Genomic DNA, 22,088 nt, shown 5'->3' with positions numbered 1-22,088 from the left:
ATACGCTATGATGGACAGTCTTTTCGCACGCATTAATCGCCGACATGATCGAGCTCAATCCTGTCCGCCAGCGCATCACCGATCTCACCGATCGCGTGCTCTCGCTCAGGGGGTATCTTTGACTACGACGCCAAGAAAGAGCGTCTGGAAGAAGTAACCCGGGAACTGGAAAACCCGGATATCTGGAACAACGCCGAGTACGCCCAGAACCTTGGCCGCGAACGCGCCAATCTGGAGAAGACCGTCGGCGGCATCGCCACGATCCTCGACGGCCTGGCCGAATCGGGTGAACTGCTGGAACTGGCCGAAAGCGAACAGGACGAAGAAACCGCCCTGGCCGTGGTCAGCGACCTGGACAAGTACCAGAAGCACGTCGAACAGCTGGAGTTCCAGCGTATGTTCTCCGGGCAGATGGATACCGCGGCGGCCTTCGTCGACATTCAGGCCGGCGCCGGCGGTACCGAAGCCCAGGACTGGGCCGAAATCCTGCTGCGCATGTACCTGCGCTGGTGCGAATCGCGCGGCTGGAAGACCGAGCTGATGGAAGTCTCCGGCGGCGACGTCGCAGGCATCAAGTCGGCCACGCTGCGCGTGGAAGGCGATTACGCCTATGGCTGGCTGAAGACCGAAACCGGCGTGCACCGGCTGGTGCGCAAGTCGCCGTTCGATTCGGACAACCGCCGCCACACCAGCTTCACCTCGGTGTTCGTGTCGCCGGAAGTCGATGACAACATCGAAATCGACATCAACCCGGCCGACCTGCGTACCGATGTGTACCGCTCCTCCGGCGCGGGTGGTCAGCACGTCAACAAGACCGAGTCGGCGGTGCGTATCACGCACATCCCGACCAACACGGTCGTGGCCTGCCAGACCGGCCGCAGCCAGCACCAGAACCGCGACAACGCGATGAAGATGCTGGCCGCCAAGCTGTACGAGCTGGAAATCCAGAAGCGCAACGCCGAGCGCGATGCCGTGGAAGCCACCAAGTCCGACATCGGCTGGGGCAGCCAGATCCGCAACTACGTGCTCGACCAGAGCCGTATCAAGGACCTGCGCACCGGCATCGAACGCTCCGATACGCAGAAGGTGCTGGATGGCGACCTCGACGAATTCGTCGAAGCGAGCCTGAAGTCCGGCCTGGCCGTGGGTGCCAAACGCACCGACGCCTGACCGTCGGGGCCGCCACGCGCGGCCCCGATCCGTTGTGCCCGGGCCACGCCCGGTTTCGCAATCCGCCCCGACCATCGGCATGATGGCGGGGACCGTCCCTCCCCCCGACATACATAGACCCACGCCATGAACGATCAGACCGCCGCGCCGCAGCCCCCCGTCGACGAGAACAGCCTCATCGCCGAGCGCCGCGCGAAACTGACCGCCCTGCGCGGGCAGGGCATCGCCTACCCGAACGATTTCCGCCGCGAGCACTTCGCCGGGACCCTGCAGGCCGAGTTCGCCGATGCCGAGCAGTGGACCGCCGAAGCACTGGAAGCCAGTGACCGCCAGGTCAAGATGGCCGGCCGCCTGATGGCCAAGCGCGTGATGGGCAAGGCCAGCTTCGCCCAGATCCAGGACGAGTCCGGCCGCATCCAGCTGTTCCTGCAGGGCAGCACCCTGGGTGACGCCTACACCGCCTTCAAGGGCTGGGACGTGGGCGACATCATCGCCGTCGAGGGTGGGCTGACCCGCACCAAGACCGGTGAGCTGTCGGTCAAGGCCACCAGCATCCGCCTGCTGACCAAGTCGCTGCGCCCGCTGCCGGACAAGTGGCACGGCCTGGCCGACGTGGAGCAGCGCTACCGACAGCGCTACGTCGATCTGATCGTGACCCCGGAGTCGCGCGAGGTGTTCATCAAGCGCTCGCGCATCATCCGCGCCATGCGCGCCTGGCTGGACAACCGCGACTTCCTGGAAGTCGAAACGCCGATGATGCATTACATCCCCGGCGGCGCCACGGCCAAGCCGTTCACCACCCACCACAACGCGCTGGACCTGGACCTGTACCTGCGCGTGGCCCCGGAGCTGTACCTCAAGCGCCTGGTCGTGGGTGGGCTGGAGCGCGTGTACGAGATCAACCGCAACTTCCGCAATGAAGGCGTCAGTACCCGCCACAACCCGGAATTCACCATGATGGAGCTGTACGAGGCCTATGCCACGTACACCGAAGTGATGGACCTGACCGAAGGCGTGATCCGTGACGTGGCCAGCAAGGTGCTGGGCACCACCACGGTGGAGTGGGACGGCGCCACGATCGATCTGGCCCCGGCCTTCCGCCGTTGGCGCATGGACGAGGCGGTGCGCCACCACAACCCGGAGATCAGTGCGGCCGACTGTACCGACCGCGATGCGCTGGTGGCCCACTGCGAGCGCCTGAAGATCCGCATCAAGCCGTCCTATGGCTGGGGCAAGCTGCTGCTGGAGATCTTTGAAGCCACGGTCGAACACACCTTGATCCAGCCGACCTTCATCACCGACCACCCGGTGGAAGTCTCGCCGCTGGCCCGTGCCAACGATGACCAGCCGGGCTATACCGACCGCTTCGAGCTGTTCATCAACGGCAAGGAGCTGGCCAACGGCTTCTCCGAGCTGAACGATCCGGAAGACCAGGCGGCCCGTTTCCAGGCCCAGGTCACGGCGAAGGAGGGCGGTGATGACGAAGCCATGCATTACGACGCCGATTACATCCGCGCGTTGGAGTACGGCATGGCGCCGACCGGCGGCCTGGGCATCGGCATCGACCGGCTGGTGATGCTGCTGACCGGCAGCAGCTCGATCCGTGACGTGCTGCTGTTCCCGTACATGCGTCCCGAAAACTGAGACCTGGGTCCGGGCGTGCTTGGGGCGCGTCCGGATGGGGGTTCCGCTCCCGTGGCCGCGCGAGTATGGTTTCTGCGTGGCCTTAGCAAGGTGCTATGGCGTGATGGCCACGGACCATGACGGGTCGCAGCAGGTGCTTACATCGGCATCACACTGTGACGACGATCATGAACTGGGGTGTTCATGACGGGAGGCGGACCCATGCAAGGTGCCAGTGTGCTGAGCGGCGGAGTATCCTCTCCGCAGCATGTTCCAGTGTGGTCAAGGAAGAAGGCAGAAGCAGCCTTGAATATTGTCATCGTTGACGACCAGACGTCCGCGCGTACCATGCTGCGCCATGTCATCGAAGACATCGCGCCGGAACTGTCCGTGCACGACTTCGGCGATCCGCTGACGGCGCTCGCCTGGTGCGAGTCGCATGCCGTGGATCTGCTCCTGCTCGATTACCGCATGCCGGAAATGGATGGGCTCGAGTTTGCCCGCCGGTTCCGCCGCCTGCCCAAGCACCGCGACATCCCCGTGATCCTGATCACCGTGGTTGGCGATGAGCCGATCCGCCAGGCCGCGCTGGAAGCAGGGGTGATCGATTTCCTGGTCAAGCCGATCCGCCCGCGCGAACTGCGCGCGCGCTGCTACAACCTGTTGCAGCTGCGCCAGCAGTCGGAGAACGTGAAGCAGCGCGCGCTGTCGCTGGAGCAGCGGCTGCTGGCCAGCATGCACGAGGTGGAAGAGCGCGAGCGCGAGACGCTCTCGCGCCTGGCGCGGGCGATCGAGTTCCGTGATGCCGGCACCAGCGCCTATCTGGAGCGCATGGCGCACGTGGCGGGCCTGATCGCCGAGCAGCTCGGGCTGCCGGAAGAAGAGGTCAAGCTGATCGAGATGGCCGCGCCCCTGCACGACATGGGCAAGATCGCCATTCCCGATGCCGTGCTGCTCAAGCAGGGCAAGCTGAGCGATGAGGAGCAGGCGATCATGCGCCGGCACCCGCGCATCGGCTATGAACTGCTGAGTGGCAGCCAGAACCGGTTCATCCAGGTCGGCGCGCTGATCGCGCTGCGCCACCATGAGCGCTACGACGGCAGCGGCTACCCGGATGGGCTGGTCGGCGATGCCATTCCGCTGGAAGCGCGGATCGTGGCGGTGGCCGATGTGTTCGACGCCCTGATCTCACCCCGTCCGTACAAGGAAGCATGGACCATGGAAGCCACGCTGGCCTATCTGTACGCCCAGCGTGGCCGGTTGTTCGACCCGCGCTGCGTTGATGCCCTGCTGCGCGGCCGCCTCCAGCTTGATGAGATCTGCGCACAGCACTCCACTGCGTCATCCCGCCCGGGGATGTGATATGCGTCGTCTGTACCCGCGCCTGAAGCAACGTCTGGCGCAGCGCCCGGATACCGAGCACGGCCAGGCGATCGTGCGCATCGTGCTGATCACCCTGATCCTGCTGTATGTGCTGATGCCGGGGCCGCGGCACGATCTGCCGCCGGCGCAGTACCACGGCGTGCTGGCGATCGTGCTGACCGGCCTGACCCTCTCGCTTGGGCTGTTCGGCTGGCTGCTGTGGCGGCCGGGGCGTTCGGATCCACGCCGGGTGGCCGGCATGCTGGCGGACTACGGGCTGATCGCCGCGGGGATGGTGCAGATGGGTGAGCCGCTGGCCTGGGTCTACATCGTGGTGATGTGGGTGACGGTCGGCAACGGCATGCGCTATGGCAACAACTATCTCTATGTGGCCGTGGCGATGGCCATGGTCAGCTTCGGCAGCACCGCGCTGCTTACGCCTTACTGGGAACGCAATGCCCGGCTGGCGTTCGGCCTGTGGCTGGGCCTGGCCGCGGTGCCGCTGTATTTCTCCACGCTGCTGCGCCAGTTGACCCGGGCGATGGCCGAGGCGCGCCGTGCGAGCGAGGCCAAGAGCCGCTTCCTGGCCAACATGAGTCATGAATTCCGCACGCCGCTCAACGGGCTGTCGGGCATGACCGAGCTGCTGGCCACCACCAAGCTCGATGAAGAGCAGCGCGAGTGCGTCAATACCATCCAGGCCTCCTCGCGCAGTCTGCTGGCGCTGGTGGAAGAGGTGCTGGACATCTCCGCGATCGAAGCGGGCAAGCTGCGCGTGACCGCCGAGGATTTCGCGCTGGCCGATGTGATCCAGGCGATCGGGCTGATCCTGCTGCCGCAGGCCAAGGCCAAGCGATTGGACTACCGGGTCAAGGTCGCCGATACCGTGCCGCCTTTGTTGCGCGGCGATCTCGGTCACCTGCGCCAGATCCTGCTCAACATCGCCGGCAACGCGGTCAAGTTCACCGACCATGGCCGGGTCGAAATCCGCGTCGGCGTGCTCAATGCCGAATTCAATGGCGGGGTGCGGCTGCGCTTTGACATCCTCGATACCGGCATCGGCGTTGCGCCGGAAATGCGCCCGCGTCTGTTCGAAGCCTTCGAGCAGGCCGATGTCAGCATGGCCCGCCGGCACGAAGGCACCGGCCTGGGGACGACCATCGCCAAGGGCCTGGTCGAGGCGATGGGCGGCGACATCGGCTACGAAGAAAACCCGCCGCAGGGCAGTCATTTCTGGTTCGAGCTGCCGTTCGCGCCGCCGCGCGTGCCGTTGGGCGCGGTCACCCCGGCCCTGGTCGGCGACGGGCTGCCGGACCGCAACGGCAATGTCATCGCCTTCGCCGATCCGTTCCTGCGCCACCGCGCGCGCGTGCGCAGCATGCACATCCTGGTCGCCGATGATCATGAGGCCAACCGGATGGTGCTGCAGCGCCTGCTGCAGAAAGCGGGCCACAAGGTGCTGTGCGTCAACGGTGGCGAAGCGGTGCTGGATGCGATGGCCGAGAGCGATTTCGATGCCGCCATCGTCGATCTGCACATGCCCGGCATGAGTGGCCTGGACATGCTCAAGGAGCTGCGCGTGATGCAGGCCGGGGGCGGTCCGCGCACGCCGGTGCTGGTGCTCAGCGCCGATGTCACCCCCGAGGCGATCCAGCGCTGCACCCAGGCCGGTGCGCACACGTTCCTGGCCAAGCCAGTGGTGGCCGTGCGGCTGCTGGACGTGCTGGCCGACATCGCCTCCAACGGGCAACTCAAGGCCAGCGCGCCGATCGTGCGCACCGCCACCGTATTGGATGGCGTGCTGGATCCCGGCGTGCTCGACGAGTTGGCTTCGCTCGGCATGGGCGATGGCTTCGAGCGCGAGTTCATCCGCCAGTGCCTGGCCGATGCCGAGCAGTGCGTCGGTGTGGCGCTGGCCGACGGCGAGCGCGGCGATTGGGTGCATTTCCGTGAGCAGGCCCACGCGATCAAGGGCGTGGCCAGCAATCTGGGCCTGGTCCGCGTGGCCAACCGCGCGGGCGACCTGATGCGCATGGCCGATTGGCAGCTCAAGAGTGAGTGGCGTCAGCGCGTGACCCTGCTGCAGGCCGGGATCAAGGAGGGCCGTCAGGCACTGGATGCGCGTGCCCAGCGCAAGGCACAGGGGCACGCCGACGACGGCGGCGACATGCGCTGAGCGGGCAACACTAAAAAAAGCCCGGCGGCAGCCGGGCTTGAACAACACAGGGGAGGGGAGGACTCAGGCGACGTCGAGGGTGGCGCGGCGGGTCTGGGCCTTGATCAGGCGGTCCATGGTGCGCAGCGACTTGTCGCCCAGCGCCAGCGCCGAATCGACCCACACTTTGGTGATCTCCAGCAGTTCGTCGTAGCGCACGGCCTGGGCCAGGTTGCGCGCGGCATTCATCGCCAGGTACGAGTGCGGAATGCGCTGATGCTGGCGGATCAGATCCTCGACCGCCTTGACCCCCTGGCCCTTCGGCACCAGCACGTCGACCACGCCCATGGCGTGCATCTCTTCGGAGGAATACACGCGGCCGTCCAGGATGATCTTCTCGGCCAGCTGCGGGGCCACGCGCTTGCACAGGAACGAGTACGCGCCCATGCCCGGGAACAGGCCGAACAGCACTTCCGGCAGGCCCATGCCGCAGCCTTCCTCGGCCACGATGGTGTGGCAGGCCAGCGCCATCTCCAGGCCGCCGCCGAGCGCGTCGCCCTGGATCAGCGCGATCGAGCGCACGTCGCCACCGAAGCCGGTGTGCAGGTGGTGCACGCCTTCCACGCAGCGCTGTGCGTAGGTCAGCAGGCGGTCGCGGTTGCCCTCGCGGATCAGGCGGGTGAACAGATCCAGATCGCCGCCCAGGTTGTAGGCATTCGCATCGGAGGCGAGCACGAAATGGCGCAGCTTGCCGCTGTTGCGCTCGGCCGGTGTGCGGGTGATGGCGCTCATGAAATTCCACATTTCATCGAGCATGTCCTTCCGGCAGCACGGGCGGATGCCGCTGGCGGCATCGGCGTGCATGTACAGCCAATGGGCATCGTCGTTGCCCGTGGTGTCGGTGCGGATGGTGGCGTAGCGGTGGTTGACGGGCAGCTTTTCAATGGTGCTCATGGCGATTTCCTCGGAGGCTGGCCCGCTGGGAGGACGGTGGGCGGCGGGCCTGACGGGTCCACACGCCGCGATCCTACACCCCCGGCATCTCACGCAATGCAAAAGGCCCCCGCCGTTGCCGGCAGGGGCCCTGTGAAGATGCAGCCGTTGGGGAACCGTTACGGCGCGGGCGTATCGCGCAGCTCGCGGCGCAGGATCTTGCCGACGTTGGTCTTCGGCAGCTCCTTGCGGAACTCCACGATGCGCGGATGCTTGTAACCGGTCAGGTTGGCACGCGCATGCTCCTTGACCATTTCCGCGGTGAGGTTGGGGTCCTTCTTGACGATGACCACCTTGACCACTTCGCCGGATTTCTCGTCGGGCACGCCGACCGCGGCGACTTCGAGCACGCCGGGCATCATCGCGATGACGTCTTCAACCTCGTTGGGATACACGTTGAAGCCGGACACCAGGATCATGTCCTTCTTGCGATCCACGATGTAGAAGAAGCCCTGCTCATCCATGCGCGCCATGTCGCCGGTGTGCAGCCAGCCCTCGGCATCGACCGCCTGCGCGGTGTCCTCCGGGCGCTGCCAGTAGCCCTTCATCACCTGCGGGCCCTTGATGCACAGCTCGCCGACTTCGCCGGCGGCCAGCGTCTTGCCGGCGTCATCCTTCACGCAGGCATCAGTGGACGGGATCGGCAGGCCGATCGCGCCGTTGTACTCGGCCAGGCTGAGCGGATTGATGCAGGCGGCCGGCGAGGTCTCGGTCAGGCCGTAGGCCTCGACCAGGGTCACGCCGGTGACCTTCTTCCAGCGCTCGGCGACGGCGCGTTGCACCGCCATGCCGCCCCCCAGGGTGACCTTCAGCGAGGAGAAATCGACCTCGTCGAAGCCGGGCGTGTTGAGCAGGCCGTTGAACAGCGTGTTGACGCCGGTGATCGCGGTGAAGCGGGTCGCCTTGAGCTCCTTGACGAAGCCCTTCATGTCGCGCGGGTTGGTGATCAGGTAGTTGCAGCCACCGAACTTCATGAAGACCAGGCCGTTCGCCGTCAACGCGAAGATGTGGTACAGCGGCAGGGCGGTGATGATCACCTCCTTGCCCATCTCGATCCCCGAGGCGGAGATCCAGGCCGAAGCCTGCTGCATGTTGGCGACCAGGTTGCGGTTGGTCAGCATCGCACCCTTGGCCACGCCGGTGGTGCCGCCGGTGTACTGCAGGAAGGCGACGTCGTCGTGATCGATCTCGACCTTGGGCAGGGTGTGGCGGCTGCCCAGCTTGAGCGCCTGGTTGAAGCGGATCGCACCGCGCAGGCTGTAGTTGGGCACCATCTTCTTGATGTACTTCAGCACGAAGTTCACCACGATGCCCTTGGCGCCGAGCATGTCGCCCAGGCCGGTGGTCACCACCTGCTTGATCGGGGTATCAGCGATGACCTGCTGCACGGTGTCGCAGAAGTTGTCGACCACCACCAGCACGGCCGCGCCGGAATCCACCAGTTGGTGCTTGAGCTCGCGGGCGGTGTACAGCGGGTTGACGTTGACCACGGTCAGGCCGGCACGCAGCACGCCGAAGGTCGCGATCGGGTACTGCAGGCAGTTGGGCATCATCAGGGCAACGCGGTCGCCCTTCTTGAGCTGCAGCTCACCGAGCAGGTAGGCGGCGAACTGTTCGACCAGTGCGTCCGTTTCCCCGTAGGTCAGAACCTTGCCGAAACTGGAGTAGGCGGGGCGGTCGCGGAACTTGGCCACCGAGGTGTCGAAGACGGCCGACACCGAATGGAACTCGTTGACGTCGATCTCGGCGGGTACGCCTTTGGGATAACTCTGCAGCCAGGGTCGTTCCAGACTCATATTCCCCCTCCAGGAAACGTGGATGATGTAACGCGATGACGGAGAGTATCCGTCGTTTCATGCCTCGGCAGCATACCGTCCCGAATGGGAAACGCGAAGGGCCGGTGAAGAAAGGCGGCGGAGAGGGTTCCCGGGCGCGCTGATTGCGACATGCCCGGTCGATGCCCACGACCAACGGTCGTGGGCTACCGTGGGGATCACGACCGTTGGCGGGGCGACCCGGTGCCGCCTAGAGCGCGGCGGCTGGCTTACTTCTTGCCCGCCAGCTGGCGCAGCACGTACTGCAGCAGGCCGCCGTGCTTGAAGTACTCCACTTCCTTCGGGGTCAGCAGCATCACATGCGCCTGGAAGGTCTTCCTGGTGCCATCGGCCCGGGTCGCGGTGAGGGTGGCCGACTTGCTGGCGCCATCCTCCAGGCCGGTGATGTCCACCACTTCCGAGCCGTCCAGGCCCAGGCTCTGTGCGTTGTCGCCGTTCTTGAACTGCAGCGGCAGCACGCCCATGCCGACCAGGTTGGAGCGGTGGATGCGCTCGAAGCTTTCGGCGATCACCGCCTTGACGCCTAGCAGGTTGGTGCCCTTGGCTGCCCAGTCGCGGGAGGAACCGGTGCCGTATTCCTTGCCGGCGAACACCACCAGCGGGACGCCCTCGGCCTTGTACTTGACGGCCGCATCATAGATCGCCAGCTTCTGCGGTTCGCCGCCGTCCTTCGGGAAGTACAGCGTGTTGCCGCCTTCTTCGCCGCCGAACATCAGGTTCTTGATCCGGATGTTGGCGAAGGTGCCGCGCACCATGACGTCATCGTTGCCGCGACGGCTGCCATAGCTGTTGAAGTCGGCCGGCTGCACGCCACGCTCCTGCAGGAAGCGGCCCGCCGGGGAATCCTTCTTGATGTTGCCGGCCGGGGAGATGTGATCGGTGGTGATCGAGTCGCCGAACAGGCCCATCACGCGCGCGCCGTGCACGTCGTCGATGTGGCCGACGTCCATCGTCATGCCCTCGAAGTAGGGCGGGTTCTTGATGTAGGTCGAGGTGCCATCCCACTCATACAGATCGCCATCGGGCGACTTGATGGTGTTCCAGCGGGTGTCGCCCTTGAATACGTCGGCATAGTTCTTCTTGAACATCTCCGGCCCGATGGTCGCGGCGATCACGTCGCCGATTTCCTTGTTGCTGGGCCAGATATCGCGCAGGTACACCGGCTGGCCATCACTGCCCGTGCCCAGCGGCTCGGTGGTCAGGTCGATATCGGTGGTGCCGGCGATGGCGTAGGCGACGACCAGCGGCGGGCTGGCCAGGTAGTTCATTTTGACTTCCGGGTGCACGCGGCCTTCGAAGTTGCGGTTGCCCGACAACACCGATGCCACCACCAGGTCACCAGCAGCGATGCCCGCGCTGACTTCGGTCGGCAGCGGGCCGGAGTTGCCGATGCAGGTGGTGCAACCATAGCCGACCACATAGAAACCGATCTTCTCCAGCTCGGTGAGCACACCGGCTTTTTCCAGGTAATCGGTGACCACGCGCGAGCCCGGGCCGAGCGAGGTCTTGACCCACGGCTTGCGGTCCAGGCCCTTGGCCGCAGCGTTGCGGGCGAGCAGGCCGGCACCGATCATCACCGCCGGGTTGGAGGTATTGGTGCACGAGGTGATCGCGGCGATCACTACCGCGCCATCCTTCAGGCGGAATCTGTGACCATCCAGCTCGACATCGCTGTAGCCCTTGGCCAGCTGTTCGTTGCCGACCGCCGCACCGCCGCCTTCGTTGACGAACTTGGAGACGTCGTCATTGCGCTTGTCGCGGTTGGTGGTCAGGCCGACCAGGTTCTCGCGGTAGTTCTGCTTGACGTCTTCCAGCAGCACGCGGTCCTGCGGGCGCTTCGGGCCGGCCAGCGACGGCTTGACCTGACCCATGTCCAGTTCCAGCGTGGCGCTGTAGCTGGCGTGCGCGGTGTTGGCGTCGTGCCACAGGCCCTGAGCCTTGGCATAGGCTTCGACGAGATCGATCTGCGCTTCGCTGCGGCCGGACAGGCGCAGGTAGGTCAGTGATTCCTCATCGATCGGGAAGATGCCGCAGGTCGCGCCGTACTCCGGCGCCATGTTGCCGATCGTGGCACGGTCGGCCAGCGGCAGATGCTGCAGGCCCTCACCGAAGAACTCCACGAACTTGCCGACCACGCCGTGCTTGCGCAGCATCTGGGTGACGGTCAGCACCAGATCGGTGGCGGTGGCGCCTTCGGGCATGCGGCCGGTCAGCTTGAAGCCGACCACCTGCGGGATCAGCATCGACGACGGCTGGCCGAGCATGGCGGCCTCGGCTTCGATACCGCCCACGCCCCAGCCGAGCACGCCGATGCCATTGATCATCGTGGTGTGGCTGTCGGTCCCGAACACGGTGTCGGGGTACGCCACCGCCTTGCCATTCTGGCGCGTTTGTTCAGAGCCGGCGGTCATCACCACGCGGGCCAGGTTTTCCAGATTCACCTGGTGGACGATGCCGGTGTTGGGCGGCACCACCTTGAAGTTGTCGAAGGCCTTCTGGCCCCAGCGCAGGAAGCCATAGCGTTCCTGATTACGCTGGAATTCGATCTTGCCGTTGAGGTCCAGCGCGTCGGGCGTACCGAACACATCGACCTGCACCGAGTGATCGATCACCAGCTCGGAGGGAATCTGCGGATTGATCTGCTCCGGCCGACCGCCGAGCTTGACCACCGCATCGCGCATCGCGGCCAGATCGACCACGCAGGGCACACCGGTGAAATCCTGCAGCACCACGCGGGCCGGCATGAAGGCGATCTCGATGTCGGGCTCGGCCTTGGGGTCCCACTGGGCCACGGCCTGGATGTGGTCCTTGCCGACGGTGACGCCACCATCCTCATGCCGGAGCAGATTCTCCAGCAGGATCTTCATCGAGTAGGGCAGGTGGGAGATGTCGAACGTCTGTCCGAGCTTGGGCAGGCTGAAGTAGTCGTAGGTGGTGCCGCCGACGTCCAGCTGGCTGCGGGTGGAGAACGAATCGCTCATTGCAGATGACTCCTTTGCTGATGGCTTGCAGCGGCTGCGCCGGAACGCGCGCCTGCTTGCGGCTGCCGTCGGGCTCGCTGCGCCCGCCGATCCCTCGCAGTATGCGACAGCGGCGGGGGCGTGCCAGCCCTTGGGCTCAGGACGCAAGGTTACACGGGCATGTGTAGTGCCGATGTCACGGCTGGCCGCGCCACTGGCTCATCAGCATCTGCAGGAAGCGCTCGGCGCTGGGCGAGAGCAGGGCGCCGCGGCGGCGCACGATGCCGATGGTGCGCGAGACCACCGGGTTGCCGATCGGTCGGGTGACCAAGGTCGGGTGCTCGCCATCCGGGGTCGCCATCTTCGGCAACACCGACACGCCGATGCCGGCCTCGACCATGCCCAGCGAGGTGGACAGGTGGGTCACTTCGTAATGCCAGCTGAGCTTGAGGTTCTCGCGCGCCAGCGCACCATCGAGCAGCGTCCGGTTGCCGCTGGTGCGGTGCACCGTAATCAGCTGATGGCGGGCGAGGTCGGCCCATTCAACCTTCTTCTTTTTCGCCAGCGGGTGGTCGCGGCGGCAGGCGAGCACGAACGGGTCTTCTGCCAGGACGTCGAAATCCAGATTGGGATCGTTGGCACCCATGAAGTTGATGCCGAACTCGACCTCGCCACGTTCGACCGCCTGCAGGCCTTCAGTGGCCGGGATGTCCAGGATGCGGAAGCGCACGTTCGGGAAGGCCTCGTGGAAGCGGGCCATCACACTGGGCAGGAAGTAGAACGCGGCCGTGGGCAGGCAGGCGATGGTGACCTGGGCACCGCGGGTGTCGTCCTGGCCCCGCACCGAGAACAGCGAGCCGTCGAATTCTTCCAGCATGCGCCGCACCAGCGGCAGCAGGTTCTCGCCGACGGCCGTGGTGGAGACGCTGCGCGTGGTGCGCTCCAGCAGCGGCGCCCCGACGGCCTGTTCGAGCTTCTGGATGCGGCGGCTGAGCGCAGGCTGGGACACGTGCAGCGCTTCGGCCGCGCGATGGAAACTGCGCGTCTCGGCGATCAGCAGAAAGGCGCGGAGATCCAGGATTTCGCAATTGATGCTCATGGGGTATCAATCATCCAAAAAAGAGCAATTCACAGATTAATTATGCTCATGCCAGTATCGGATCACAGAAGTTCATTGATCTGATAGGCGCATCAATCTAGCACACGTATGTCCAACGATCTCACCAGCATTCCCTGCGTTCTGATGCGCGGCGGCACCTCCAAGGGGCCGTTCTTCCTCGCCTCGGACCTGCCTGCCGATACCGCCCGCCGCGATCGCCTGCTGCTGGAGGTCATGGGTTCGGGTCATCCGCTTCAGATCGATGGCATCGGTGGCGGCAACGCCCTGACCAGCAAGGTGGCGATCATTGATCGCGCCAGCCGGCCGGACGCCGATGTCGACTATCTGTTCGCCCAGGTCAAGGTCGAGCAGCGTGTGGTGGATACCTCGCCCAACTGCGGCAACATGCTGGCGGCCGTAGGTCCGTATGCGATCGAGAAGGGCCTGGTGGCTGCGCGCCATCCGCGCACTGAGGTGCGCATCCACAACGTCAATACCGGCAAGATCATCCTGGCCACGGTGGAAACGCCGGGCGGCCAGGTGGTGTACCGCGGTGACACGCGCATCGCCGGTGCGCCCGGTAGTGCAGCACCGGTCCGGTTGTCGTTCCTGGATGCGGCGGGCGCACGCACCGGTCGCCTGCTGCCGACCGGCAATGCGCAGGAACAGATCCACGGGGTGACGGTAAGCCTGATCGATTGCGCGATGCCGATGGTGCTGATGCGGGCGTGCGATCTGGGCCTGCGTGGCGGCGAGAGCCCGGCCGAACTGAATACGAATGGCGCACTGCTGGCGCGGATCGAAGCGATCCGCATCGAGGCCGGTGCACGCATGGGCATTGCCGATGCCGGGGACAAAGTGATTCCCAAGCCGGTGCTGTTGTCGGCCCCTGAACACGGCGGCGACCTGCAGGTGCGCTACTTCATGCCCCACCACTGCCATACGGCACTGGCGATCACCGGCGGCGTCGGCATTGCCACGGCGGCCGTCACCGAAGGCACCTTGGCCAACACTTTCGTCGGGTGTGTGGACCTGCCTGTGGGGATTACCCTCGAACATCCGAGCGGTGCCCTGGAGGTGGGCTTGAGCCGCAGCTCGGAGCACGCGCCGGTCGTGGCCAGCGTGGTGCGCACCGCCCGTCGCCTGTTCGAGGGTCGCGTGTTCGCCACCTCGTCTCTGGCGACCGACGCCGCCCAATGGACGTCCGCGGCATGACCTGACTTCGTCGGGAGGGGGCGCCGTGCTGGTGTGCCCTCCGGACCCCTGAAAGCAACAACGCACCACAATCCTGGGAGGGATGATGTACAAGCAGATGTTCAAGGCCGCGCTGGTCGCGGCAACGCTGGCGCTCGCCGCGTGCGGTAAAGGTGACGCCGAAGGCGCCGCCGGTGCGGACAACGCGCCGGTCCGCATCAGCGTCGGCTCCTACAACCTCAACAACCTGCCGTTTTTCATCGCCGATGCGAACGGCTATTTCGACCAGGTCGGGTTGAAGGTGCAGACGGAGAATTTCGCCCAGGGCGGCTCGAAGGTTCTACAGGCCCTGGTGGCCAATTCCACCGATGTGGCGGTGGGCTTCTACGATCACACCATCCAGATGCAGGCCAAGCACAAAGAGGTGGTCGGCTTCGTCCTGCTGTCACGCAACTCGGGCCTGGTGATGGCCGGGCGCGAGGACGGCAGCTTCGACCCGGCGCGGCCGGAGACGATCAAGGGCCAGAAGGTGGGCATCACCGCACCGGGCTCTTCATCGGATTTCTTCGTGCGCCATTTTCTTGCCCAGCACGACATCCCGGTGGACAGCATTGCGCTGATCGGGGTCGGCTCGGGTGCCGCCGCGGTGGCCGCACTGGAGCAGGGCAAGATCGATCTGCTGGTGAACTATGACCCGGCAGCGACGCTGATCACCGAGCGCAAGGTCGGGCGCATCATCATCGATGCACGCAGTGATGAGGGCGCGCGTCAGGTGTACGGCGGGCTGTATCCGACCTCGGTGATGTATGCCAACCAGAGCTTCCTGGACAAGCGTCCGGAAGCGGCGACCAAGATCGCCCGTGCCCAGCAGATGGCACTGCGCTTCATCGCCGACAACACCGCCGAAGACATCGTCGCCGCGTTGCCGGATGCCTACATCTCCGGTGACCGCAAGACCTATGCGCGCGCCGTGGAAAACGCCCGCGCCATCTTCACCACCGACGGCCGCTTCGTTCCTGCCGATCTGGAAACCCCGCTGGCGGTGCTGCGCGAGTTCAACAAGGACGTTGCCGGGACCGAGATCGATCTGTCCAAGACCTATACGAACGCCTTCGTCGAACGTGCCAGCGCCTCGGCGCCGGCCCAACCGTAACCCACAAGGGAGACTCCCCATGGCACTCAATGCCACCGTGCGTCAGTTCAATGGCGCGCCGCAGCTGGAGCCTGCGCAGACCATGGTCAGCATCAACCGCATGACCATGTCCTTCGGCGACTTCACCGCCGTCCGCGATGTCGACATCCAGGTCGGCAATGGCGAGTTCCTCGCCATCGTGGGGCCAACCGGCTGCGGCAAGAGCACCATCCTCAACTCCGTCGCCGGGCTGCTCAAGCCGTCGGCCGGCGAGATCGCCATCGATGGCAAGCCGGTCGCCGGCGTACAGGAGGCGGTTGGTTACCTGTTCCAGCAGGACGCGCTGTTGCCGTGGAAGACGGCGTATCAGAACGTTGAGCTCGGCCTGCGTTTCCGTGGCGTTGCCGACGCCGAACGCAAGCAGAAGGTCAACGCCTGGCTGGCCAAAGTCGGCCTGACCGGTTTCGAGCACCGCTACCCGCACCAGCTCTCCGGCGGCCAGCGCAAGCGCGTGCAGATGGCGCAGGCCCTGATCGTGGAGCCCAAGGTGATGCTGATGGATGAGCCGTTCTCGGCCCTGGACATCCATACCCGGCACCTGATGCAGAACGAGCTGCTGCGGCTGTGGCAGGAAGATCGCCGCTCAGTGATCCTGATCACCCATGACCTGGAAGAGGCGATCGCGCTGGGTGACCGCGTGGTGGTGTTGTCCTCCGGCCCGGCTGCACGGGTCGTGCGCAGTTTCGATGTCGATCTTGAGCGGCCGCGCAACGTTGCCGAAATCAAGCTGGATGAACGTTTCACCGACCTGTACCGCGATATCTGGGCCTGCCTGCGCGGCGAAGTGGAGAAGAGCTATGCACGCCAAGACTGACCGTTTCATCCAGATCGCGCTGGTCGTCACCGTCTTCGGTGGCTGGCAGGCCGGCACCACGCTGGGCATCATCGACCCGTTCTTCTTCCCGGCACCGCTGGATATCGGCCGGCAGATGTATGCCTGGCTGGCTGATACGTCGTTCTACCAGCACGTCTACATCACCCTGACCGAAACCGCGCTGGGCTATCTGATCGGCACCGCGCTGGGCGTGGCCGGCGGTGTGTGGCTCGGCCTGAGCCGTCGTTCGGCGCGCATCCTGGATCCGTTCATCAAGGGCTTCAACGCGATCCCGCGCGTGGTGCTCGCGCCGATCTTCGTGTTGTGGCTCGGCCTGGGGTTGTGGTCCAAGGTGGCTCTGGCCGTGACGCTGGTGTTCTTCACCACCTTCTTCAACGCCATGCAGGGCGTGCGTGAAGTGAACCCGGTCGTGCTGGCCAACGCCCGCATTCTCGGTGCAGGCCGCAGCGATCTGCTGCGCCATGTGTACTTCCCGGCCGCCGCGAGCTGGATTCTGTCCTCGTTGCGTACCTCGGTAGGCTTTGCCGTCGTCGGCGCCATCATCGGTGAGTATCTGGGCGCCTCGGCGGGCCTGGGCTACCTGATCGCACAGGCCGAAGGCAACTTCAACGCGGTCGGCGTGTTCGCCGGCATCATCATCCTGGCCGCGTTCGTGCTGGTCATCGATGCGTTGCTCGACGTGGTCGAGAACCGTCTCATCACCTGGCGCCCGAACGCCCAGCAGTCAGCCACCAGCTGACCGATCGCCCGGCGGCGCCGGCTTTCTGGCCGGCGCCGCTGCTGCTGCGACGTCCCACGTTTTTTCCGCACCCCTGCAACAGGCCAGCACCGGCTGCGTGCCGGTTGGCCGGAGAGACCTCATGCATACGTCCCATGTGCTGCCCCGCGCAGCGCTGTCGGTGGCGCTCGGCCTGCTGTTGGCCAGCGGCCATGCCGGCGCCCAGACTTCCACCGCCCCTGCGCCACTGAGCCAGGCCGAACTCAGCCAACTGGTCCAGCGGCAGGCGCTGCAGATCCAGCAGCTTGAAGCCCGGTTGCGTGCAGTGGAGGGCAATGCTGCGCCGGCCGCTGCACCGGCATTGGAGCAGCGCGTCGCCGCCGTCGAAACGGCCCAGTCCAAGGCGCCGAAGGTATCCTGGTCCAAGGGCGCACCGGAATTCAGCAGTGCCGATGGCGAATCCACATTCCGCCCGCGCGGACGCTTGTTCGTGGATCAATCCAGCACCTCCGGATCCGGATACGGTGCGCGCAACCTGTCGGGCACCGAAATCCGTTCGGTGCGCCTGGGCGCGGAGGGCCGTCATGGCGTTCTGGGCTACGTGGTGGAAGGTGATTTCGCCGACAACGCGGTGGCGTGGAAGTCCGTGTACGCCAGCGTGGATCACACGCTGTTCGGGCAGGCGGCTGACCTGACCATCGGCAATCGCCTCAATGACCGCGGTCTGGATGGCTCCAGCAGTACGTCCAACACGCCGTTCCAGGACCGCAACGTGGTCGGCACACTGATGCTGCCGCAACGCGGCCTGTTCGGTGTCGGTCTGACCGAGCGGGTGTACGGCAACGGATGGCACGCCAGCGTTTCGGTGGCCGGCAACGATCTCAACAACAGCGGCAGCGACAATGACAGTCTGACCTGGGCCACGCGCGTGCACTGGAATCCAGTGTTGGGCAGGAACGCGACCGTGCATCTGGCCGGCTGGGCGTTCCACGAGGAGATATCCGCGCGCGCCTCCGGTGTGCTGCGCTCATCTGCGATCAGTGGTCACTTCAATGACGAGATCAAGATTGCGCCGGGCACGCTGCTCGGCGCCGAACGCAGCAATGCCTGGGGACTGGAAGCCGCAGGCTTCTTCGGGCCGTTCTGGACCAGCGGCGAATGGGGTACCCGCACGCTGCGGGGCGTGGATGCGCGGGGCCGCTATGATCTGGATCATGCGGCGTGGGCGGTCGGGGCAGGGTGGTTCGTTTCCGGCGCGCGGCCGTCGTACTCGGCCAAGGCCGGCACCTGGGGCAAGGTCAAGGTCGCCGAGCCAGTCACCGCAGGCGGGCATGGCGCCTTCGAGCTGAAGGCGCGCTATGAGGATGTCGATTACGCAGAACTCCCCACCGGCGGTACCGGCCGGGCCTGGACGGTCGGCGGCAACTGGTACCTGAACGACTACAGCCGGGTGATGCTGGATGTGGTCCGTTGGCGGACCGACAACCGCAGTGGCGCTTACACCGGTCCTGACGAGGGCACGACCTTCAACACCCGCCTGCAGCTGGTGTTCTGAACGCAGGGCAGGGGGGCGCTTGAGCCCCGATCGCCCTGGATGCTGGCGGTATGCCCTCGCAGGTATGTATAATTCGTACATACCGAAGAGGGCCTACCCATGGAAGCCACTGTTGCTGAACGCGGACAGATCACGCTGCCCAAGGCCGTGCGTGATGCCCTGGGGCTGACCAAGGGCACCCAGTTGACCGTGGAGCTGGAAGGCGGCCGGATCATCCTGCGCAAGAGCGTGGACGATGCGATCTCGCGCGCCCGCGGCAAATTCGCACTCGATGGCTTCGAATCGTCCGAGGCCGCGGTGAAGGCTGTCCGTGACGAAGAGTGAGCCCGCCATGATCGCCGTCGATTCGCCGGTGCTGATCGAACTGCTCAGCAACGGCCCGCAGGCCGATGCCGTGGAGGCCTGCCTGCGGCAGAGCCTGGTCGGCGGGCGCGTGGTGGTCTGCGGCGCGACCCTGGCCGAGCTGTGTGCCTCGCTGCGCGGCGGCGCCGAAGTGCTTGAGGCCCTGGAGGAGATGGGGGTCCATTTCAACGCGCTGGAGGCGAAATCCGCCCTGCGCGCCGGCGAGATGCAGCGCCGCCACCGGCAGCGTGGCCAAGGCCGGCGCAGCCTGGACGACTTCATGGTGGGGGCCCATGCACTGCTGCAGTGCGATGGCCTGATCACCTGGAACGACACGTTTTACCGCGACTACTTCAAGGGCCTGAAGCTGATCGTGCCGCACGCCTGAGCCCATACTTTTAAACCGCATTCTTTCAAAGAATCACCCGGGAGTTGTCATGTTGGAAGCCTACCGCCACCACGTAGCCGAGCGCGCCGCGCTTGGCATCCCGCCGCTGCCGCTGAGCGCCCAGCAGACGGCCGACGTCATCGAGCTGCTGAAGAACCCGCCCGCCGGCGAAGCCGAGTTCCTGCTGGAACTGCTGACCCACCGCGTGCCGGCCGGCGTCGATGACGCGGCCAAGGTCAAGGCCTCGTACCTGGCCGCGATCGCCCTGGGCAGCGAAGTCAATCCGCTGATCACGCGCGAGCGCGCCACCGAACTGCTGGGCACCATGCTCGGCGGTTACAACGTCGCCCCGCTGGTCCAGCTGCTGGACGACAGCGCCGTGGGTGCCATCGCCGCCGATGCGCTGAAGAACACCCTGCTGGTGTTCGATGCGTTCCACGACGTGCAGGAAAAGGCCAAGGCCGGCAACGCGAACGCCCAGGGCGTGCTGCAGAGCTGGGCCGATGCCGAATGGTTCACCAGCCGTCCGCAGGTGCCGGAAAGCCTGACCATCACCGTGCTCAAGGTGACCGGCGAAACCAACACCGACGACCTGTCGCCGGCCCCGGACGCCACCACCCGCCCGGACATCCCGCTGCACGCCTTGGCGATGCTGAAGAACAAGCGTGATGGCATCGAGCCGGAAGAAGACGGCAAGCGCGGCCCGGTCAAATTCATCGAATCGCTGAAGGACAAGGGCCACCTGGTCGCCTACGTGGGCGACGTGGTCGGTACCGGTTCCAGCCGCAAGTCGGCCACCAACTCGGTGCTGTGGTTCACCGGCGAAGATATTCCGTTCATTCCGAACAAGCGCTTCGGCGGCGTATGCCTGGGCTCGAAGATCGCGCCGATCTTCTACAACACGATGGAAGACGCCGGCGCGCTGCCGATCGAACTCGACGTGTCGCAGATGAACATGGGCGATGTGATCGAGCTGCGCCCGTACGACGGCAAGGCCCTGAAGGACGGCGCGGTCATTGCCGAGTTCAAGGTGAAGTCCGACGTGCTGTTCGACGAAGTGCGCGCCGGTGGCCGCATTCCGCTGATCATCGGCCGCGGCCTGACCGCCAAGGCGCGTGAAGCGCTGGGCCTGGCCCCGACCGATCTGTTCCGCCTGCCGATGGACCCGCCGGATACCGGCAAGGGCTTCTCGCTGGCGCAGAAGATGGTCGGCCGCGCCTGTGGCCTGCCGGAAGGCCAGGGCATGCGCCCGGGCACCTACTGCGAACCGAAGATGACCTCGGTGGGCTCGCAGGACACCACCGGCCCGATGACCCGTGACGAGCTGAAGGACCTGGCCTGCCTGGGCTTCTCGGCCGACCTGGTGATGCAGTCGTTCTGCCACACCGCAGCGTACCCGAAGCCGGTGGACGTCAAGACCCACCACACGCTGCCCGAGTTCATCTCCACCCGTGGCGGCATCTCGCTGCGCCCGGGCGACGGCGTGATCCACAGCTGGCTCAACCGCATGCTGCTGCCCGACACCGTCGGCACCGGTGGCGACTCGCACACCCGTTTCCCGGTGGGCATTTCGTTCCCGGCCGGCTCGGGCCTGGTGGCCTTCGCGGCCGCCACCGGCGTGATGCCGCTGGACATGCCCGAATCGGTGCTGGTCCGCTTCAAGGGCAAGATGCAGCCGGGCGTGACCCTGCGTGACCTGGTCAACGCGATCCCGCTGTACGCGATCAAGTCCGGTCTGCTGACCGTGGCCAAGGCCGGCAAGAAGAACATCTTCTCCGGCCGCATCCTGGAAATCGAAGGTCTGCCGGAGCTGAAGGTCGAGCAGGCGTTCGAACTGTCCGATGCCTCGGCCGAACGTTCGGCCGCCGGTTGCTCGGTGCACCTGAACAAGGAGCCGATCATCGAGTACCTCACCAGCAACATCACGCTGCTGAAGTGGATGATCGCCGAGGGTTACCAGGACGCCCGTTCGCTGGCGCGCCGCATCGAGAAGATGGAAGCCTGGCTGGCCAACCCGGAGCTGCTGGCCCCGGATGCCGACGCCGAGTATGCCGCCGTCATCGAGATCGACCTGGCCGACATCCACGAGCCGATCGTGGCCTGCCCGAACGACCCGGATGACGTGAAGACGCTGTCCGACGTGGCCGGTGCGGCGATCGACGAAGTGTTCATCGGTTCGTGCATGACCAACATCGGTCACTTCCGCGCGGCCGCCAAGCTGCTGGAAGGCAAGCGCGACATCCCGACCAAGCTGTGGGTGGCCCCGCCGACCAAGATGGATGCCTCGGAGCTGACCAAGGAAGGCCATTACGGCACCTTCGGCACCGCCGGCGCACGCATGGAAATGCCGGGCTGCTCGCTGTGCATGGGCAACCAGGCGCAGGTGCGCGAGGGCGCGACGGTCTTCTCGACCTCGACCCGCAACTTCCCCAACCGTCTGGGCCGCAACTCCAACGTGTACCTGGGTTCGGCCGAACTGGCCGCGATCTGCTCGCGTCTGGGTCGCATCCCGACCAAGGAAGAGTACATGGCCGACATCGGCGTGCTGGATGCCAGCAGCAAGGACATCTACCGCTACATGAACTTCGACCAGATCGAGGACTACCAGGAAGTGGCCGGTACGGTTGCTGCCTGATCCGGGCGCCGAGCGGTGCCCGGCTCCGATGG

At 65.6% G+C, this 22,088-nt stretch carries 16 protein-coding genes; 12 read left to right on the top strand and 4 right to left on the bottom strand.

Translation table 11 applies throughout. The features are described from left to right. The first annotated feature begins 44 nt into the window (after nucleotides 1-44). The 4 genes from prfB to AC06E9_RS08310 all read left to right on the top strand — a co-directional run bounded on the left by prfB (nucleotide 45) and on the right by AC06E9_RS08310 (nucleotide 6,331). Nucleotides 45-1,170 (top strand): peptide chain release factor 2 gene (gene prfB, locus AC06E9_RS08325; RefSeq protein ID WP_121036696.1). Its coding sequence is split into 2 segments (ribosomal slippage): nucleotides 45-119 and nucleotides 121-1,170, totalling 1,125 coding nucleotides; the frame shifts between segments, so codons are not numbered across the junction. A gap of 126 nt (nucleotides 1,171-1,296) precedes the next feature. Next, entirely contained in the window at nucleotides 1,297-2,814 is a 1,518-nt protein-coding gene (gene lysS, locus AC06E9_RS08320; RefSeq protein ID WP_121036697.1) for a lysine--tRNA ligase, read from the top strand. 201 nt (nucleotides 2,815-3,015) lie between these two features. After that, a complete protein-coding gene (gene rpfG / locus AC06E9_RS08315) occupies nucleotides 3,016-4,155 on the top strand; it encodes a cyclic di-GMP phosphodiesterase response regulator RpfG (RefSeq protein ID WP_152150734.1) in 1,140 nt (379 codons plus the stop codon). A gap of 1 nt (nucleotide 4,156) precedes the next feature. Then, nucleotides 4,157-6,331 (top strand): ATP-binding protein, encoded by a 2,175-nt coding sequence (locus tag AC06E9_RS08310; protein ID WP_478055872.1) that lies wholly within the window; start codon nucleotides 4,157-4,159, stop codon nucleotides 6,329-6,331. A gap of 63 nt (nucleotides 6,332-6,394) precedes the next feature. Here the strand turns inward: AC06E9_RS08310 and AC06E9_RS08305 are convergent, their stop codons facing one another. The 4 genes from AC06E9_RS08305 to AC06E9_RS08290 all read right to left on the bottom strand — a co-directional run bounded on the left by AC06E9_RS08305 (nucleotide 6,395) and on the right by AC06E9_RS08290 (nucleotide 13,197). Then, nucleotides 6,395-7,264, bottom strand: a complete 870-nt coding sequence (locus tag AC06E9_RS08305; protein ID WP_121036700.1) for a crotonase/enoyl-CoA hydratase family protein — start codon at nucleotides 7,262-7,264, stop codon at nucleotides 6,395-6,397. A 158-nt stretch (nucleotides 7,265-7,422) separates the two neighbouring features. Next, nucleotides 7,423-9,099: a long-chain fatty acid--CoA ligase gene (locus tag AC06E9_RS08300; protein ID WP_152150741.1), complete on the bottom strand. Its 1,677-nt coding sequence runs from the start codon at nucleotides 9,097-9,099 to the stop codon at nucleotides 7,423-7,425. Between the two features lie 248 nt (nucleotides 9,100-9,347). Beyond that, complete coding sequence (gene acnA, locus AC06E9_RS08295) at nucleotides 9,348-12,119, bottom strand: aconitate hydratase AcnA (RefSeq protein ID WP_478055871.1); 2,772 nt, start codon at nucleotides 12,117-12,119, stop codon at nucleotides 9,348-9,350. A 175-nt stretch (nucleotides 12,120-12,294) separates the two neighbouring features. Then, nucleotides 12,295-13,197 (bottom strand): LysR family transcriptional regulator, encoded by a 903-nt coding sequence (locus AC06E9_RS08290; protein ID WP_121036703.1) that lies wholly within the window; start codon nucleotides 13,195-13,197, stop codon nucleotides 12,295-12,297. A gap of 108 nt (nucleotides 13,198-13,305) precedes the next feature. On the opposite strand from AC06E9_RS08290, the gene AC06E9_RS08285 reads away from it, so the two are divergent. The 8 genes from AC06E9_RS08285 (at nucleotide 13,306) to acnB (ending at nucleotide 22,056) form a co-directional block, all read left to right on the top strand. Continuing rightward, nucleotides 13,306-14,412 (top strand): 4-oxalomesaconate tautomerase, encoded by a 1,107-nt coding sequence (locus AC06E9_RS08285; RefSeq protein ID WP_478055870.1) that lies wholly within the window; start codon nucleotides 13,306-13,308, stop codon nucleotides 14,410-14,412. Between the two features lie 85 nt (nucleotides 14,413-14,497). Beyond that, nucleotides 14,498-15,544, top strand: coding sequence for an ABC transporter substrate-binding protein (locus tag AC06E9_RS08280; RefSeq protein WP_121041034.1), 1,047 nt, complete (start codon nucleotides 14,498-14,500; stop codon nucleotides 15,542-15,544). A 19-nt stretch (nucleotides 15,545-15,563) separates the two neighbouring features. Beyond that, nucleotides 15,564-16,397 (top strand): ABC transporter ATP-binding protein, encoded by an 834-nt coding sequence (locus AC06E9_RS08275; RefSeq protein ID WP_478055869.1) that lies wholly within the window; start codon nucleotides 15,564-15,566, stop codon nucleotides 16,395-16,397. Beyond that, on the top strand, nucleotides 16,381-17,157 hold the full coding sequence (locus tag AC06E9_RS08270; protein ID WP_121036706.1) for an ABC transporter permease: 777 nt from the start codon (nucleotides 16,381-16,383) through the stop codon (nucleotides 17,155-17,157). Before AC06E9_RS08275 ends, AC06E9_RS08270 begins: the two co-directional genes overlap by 17 nt. 121 nt (nucleotides 17,158-17,278) lie before the next feature. Beyond that, a complete protein-coding gene (locus tag AC06E9_RS08265) occupies nucleotides 17,279-18,691 on the top strand; it encodes an OprO/OprP family phosphate-selective porin (protein ID WP_478055868.1) in 1,413 nt (470 codons plus the stop codon). A 99-nt stretch (nucleotides 18,692-18,790) separates the two neighbouring features. Then, nucleotides 18,791-19,015, top strand: coding sequence for an AbrB/MazE/SpoVT family DNA-binding domain-containing protein (locus tag AC06E9_RS08260; protein WP_121036708.1), 225 nt, complete (start codon nucleotides 18,791-18,793; stop codon nucleotides 19,013-19,015). 7 nt (nucleotides 19,016-19,022) lie between these two features. Beyond that, on the top strand, nucleotides 19,023-19,421 hold the full coding sequence (locus tag AC06E9_RS08255) for a type II toxin-antitoxin system VapC family toxin (protein WP_121036709.1): 399 nt from the start codon (nucleotides 19,023-19,025) through the stop codon (nucleotides 19,419-19,421). Between the two features lie 49 nt (nucleotides 19,422-19,470). After that, nucleotides 19,471-22,056: a bifunctional aconitate hydratase 2/2-methylisocitrate dehydratase gene (acnB, locus tag AC06E9_RS08250; RefSeq protein WP_152150751.1), complete on the top strand. Its 2,586-nt coding sequence runs from the start codon at nucleotides 19,471-19,473 to the stop codon at nucleotides 22,054-22,056. Nucleotides 22,057-22,088 lie beyond the last annotated feature (32 nt).

The organism is Stenotrophomonas sp. Steno-Z10-BAI (genome assembly GCF_056393115.1).
This window is presented reverse-complemented; position numbering and strand designations above follow the sequence as displayed.

Coding starts and splice junctions, on each gene's coding strand:
- lysS (WP_121036697.1), top strand. CDS start 1,297: ATGAACGATCAGACCGCCGCGCCGCAGCCCCCCGTCGACGAGAACAGC.
- rpfG (WP_152150734.1), top strand. CDS start 3,016: ATGCAAGGTGCCAGTGTGCTGAGCGGCGGAGTATCCTCTCCGCAGCAT.
- AC06E9_RS08310 (WP_478055872.1), top strand. CDS start 4,157: ATGCGTCGTCTGTACCCGCGCCTGAAGCAACGTCTGGCGCAGCGCCCG.
- AC06E9_RS08305 (WP_121036700.1), bottom strand. CDS start 7,264: ATGAGCACCATTGAAAAGCTGCCCGTCAACCACCGCTACGCCACCATC.
- AC06E9_RS08300 (WP_152150741.1), bottom strand. CDS start 9,099: ATGAGTCTGGAACGACCCTGGCTGCAGAGTTATCCCAAAGGCGTACCC.
- acnA (WP_478055871.1), bottom strand. CDS start 12,119: ATGAGCGATTCGTTCTCCACCCGCAGCCAGCTGGACGTCGGCGGCACC.
- AC06E9_RS08290 (WP_121036703.1), bottom strand. CDS start 13,197: ATGAGCATCAATTGCGAAATCCTGGATCTCCGCGCCTTTCTGCTGATC.
- AC06E9_RS08285 (WP_478055870.1), top strand. CDS start 13,306: ATGTCCAACGATCTCACCAGCATTCCCTGCGTTCTGATGCGCGGCGGC.
- AC06E9_RS08280 (WP_121041034.1), top strand. CDS start 14,498: ATGTACAAGCAGATGTTCAAGGCCGCGCTGGTCGCGGCAACGCTGGCG.
- AC06E9_RS08275 (WP_478055869.1), top strand. CDS start 15,564: ATGGCACTCAATGCCACCGTGCGTCAGTTCAATGGCGCGCCGCAGCTG.
- AC06E9_RS08270 (WP_121036706.1), top strand. CDS start 16,381: ATGCACGCCAAGACTGACCGTTTCATCCAGATCGCGCTGGTCGTCACC.
- AC06E9_RS08265 (WP_478055868.1), top strand. CDS start 17,279: ATGCATACGTCCCATGTGCTGCCCCGCGCAGCGCTGTCGGTGGCGCTC.
- AC06E9_RS08260 (WP_121036708.1), top strand. CDS start 18,791: ATGGAAGCCACTGTTGCTGAACGCGGACAGATCACGCTGCCCAAGGCC.
- AC06E9_RS08255 (WP_121036709.1), top strand. CDS start 19,023: ATGATCGCCGTCGATTCGCCGGTGCTGATCGAACTGCTCAGCAACGGC.
- acnB (WP_152150751.1), top strand. CDS start 19,471: ATGTTGGAAGCCTACCGCCACCACGTAGCCGAGCGCGCCGCGCTTGGC.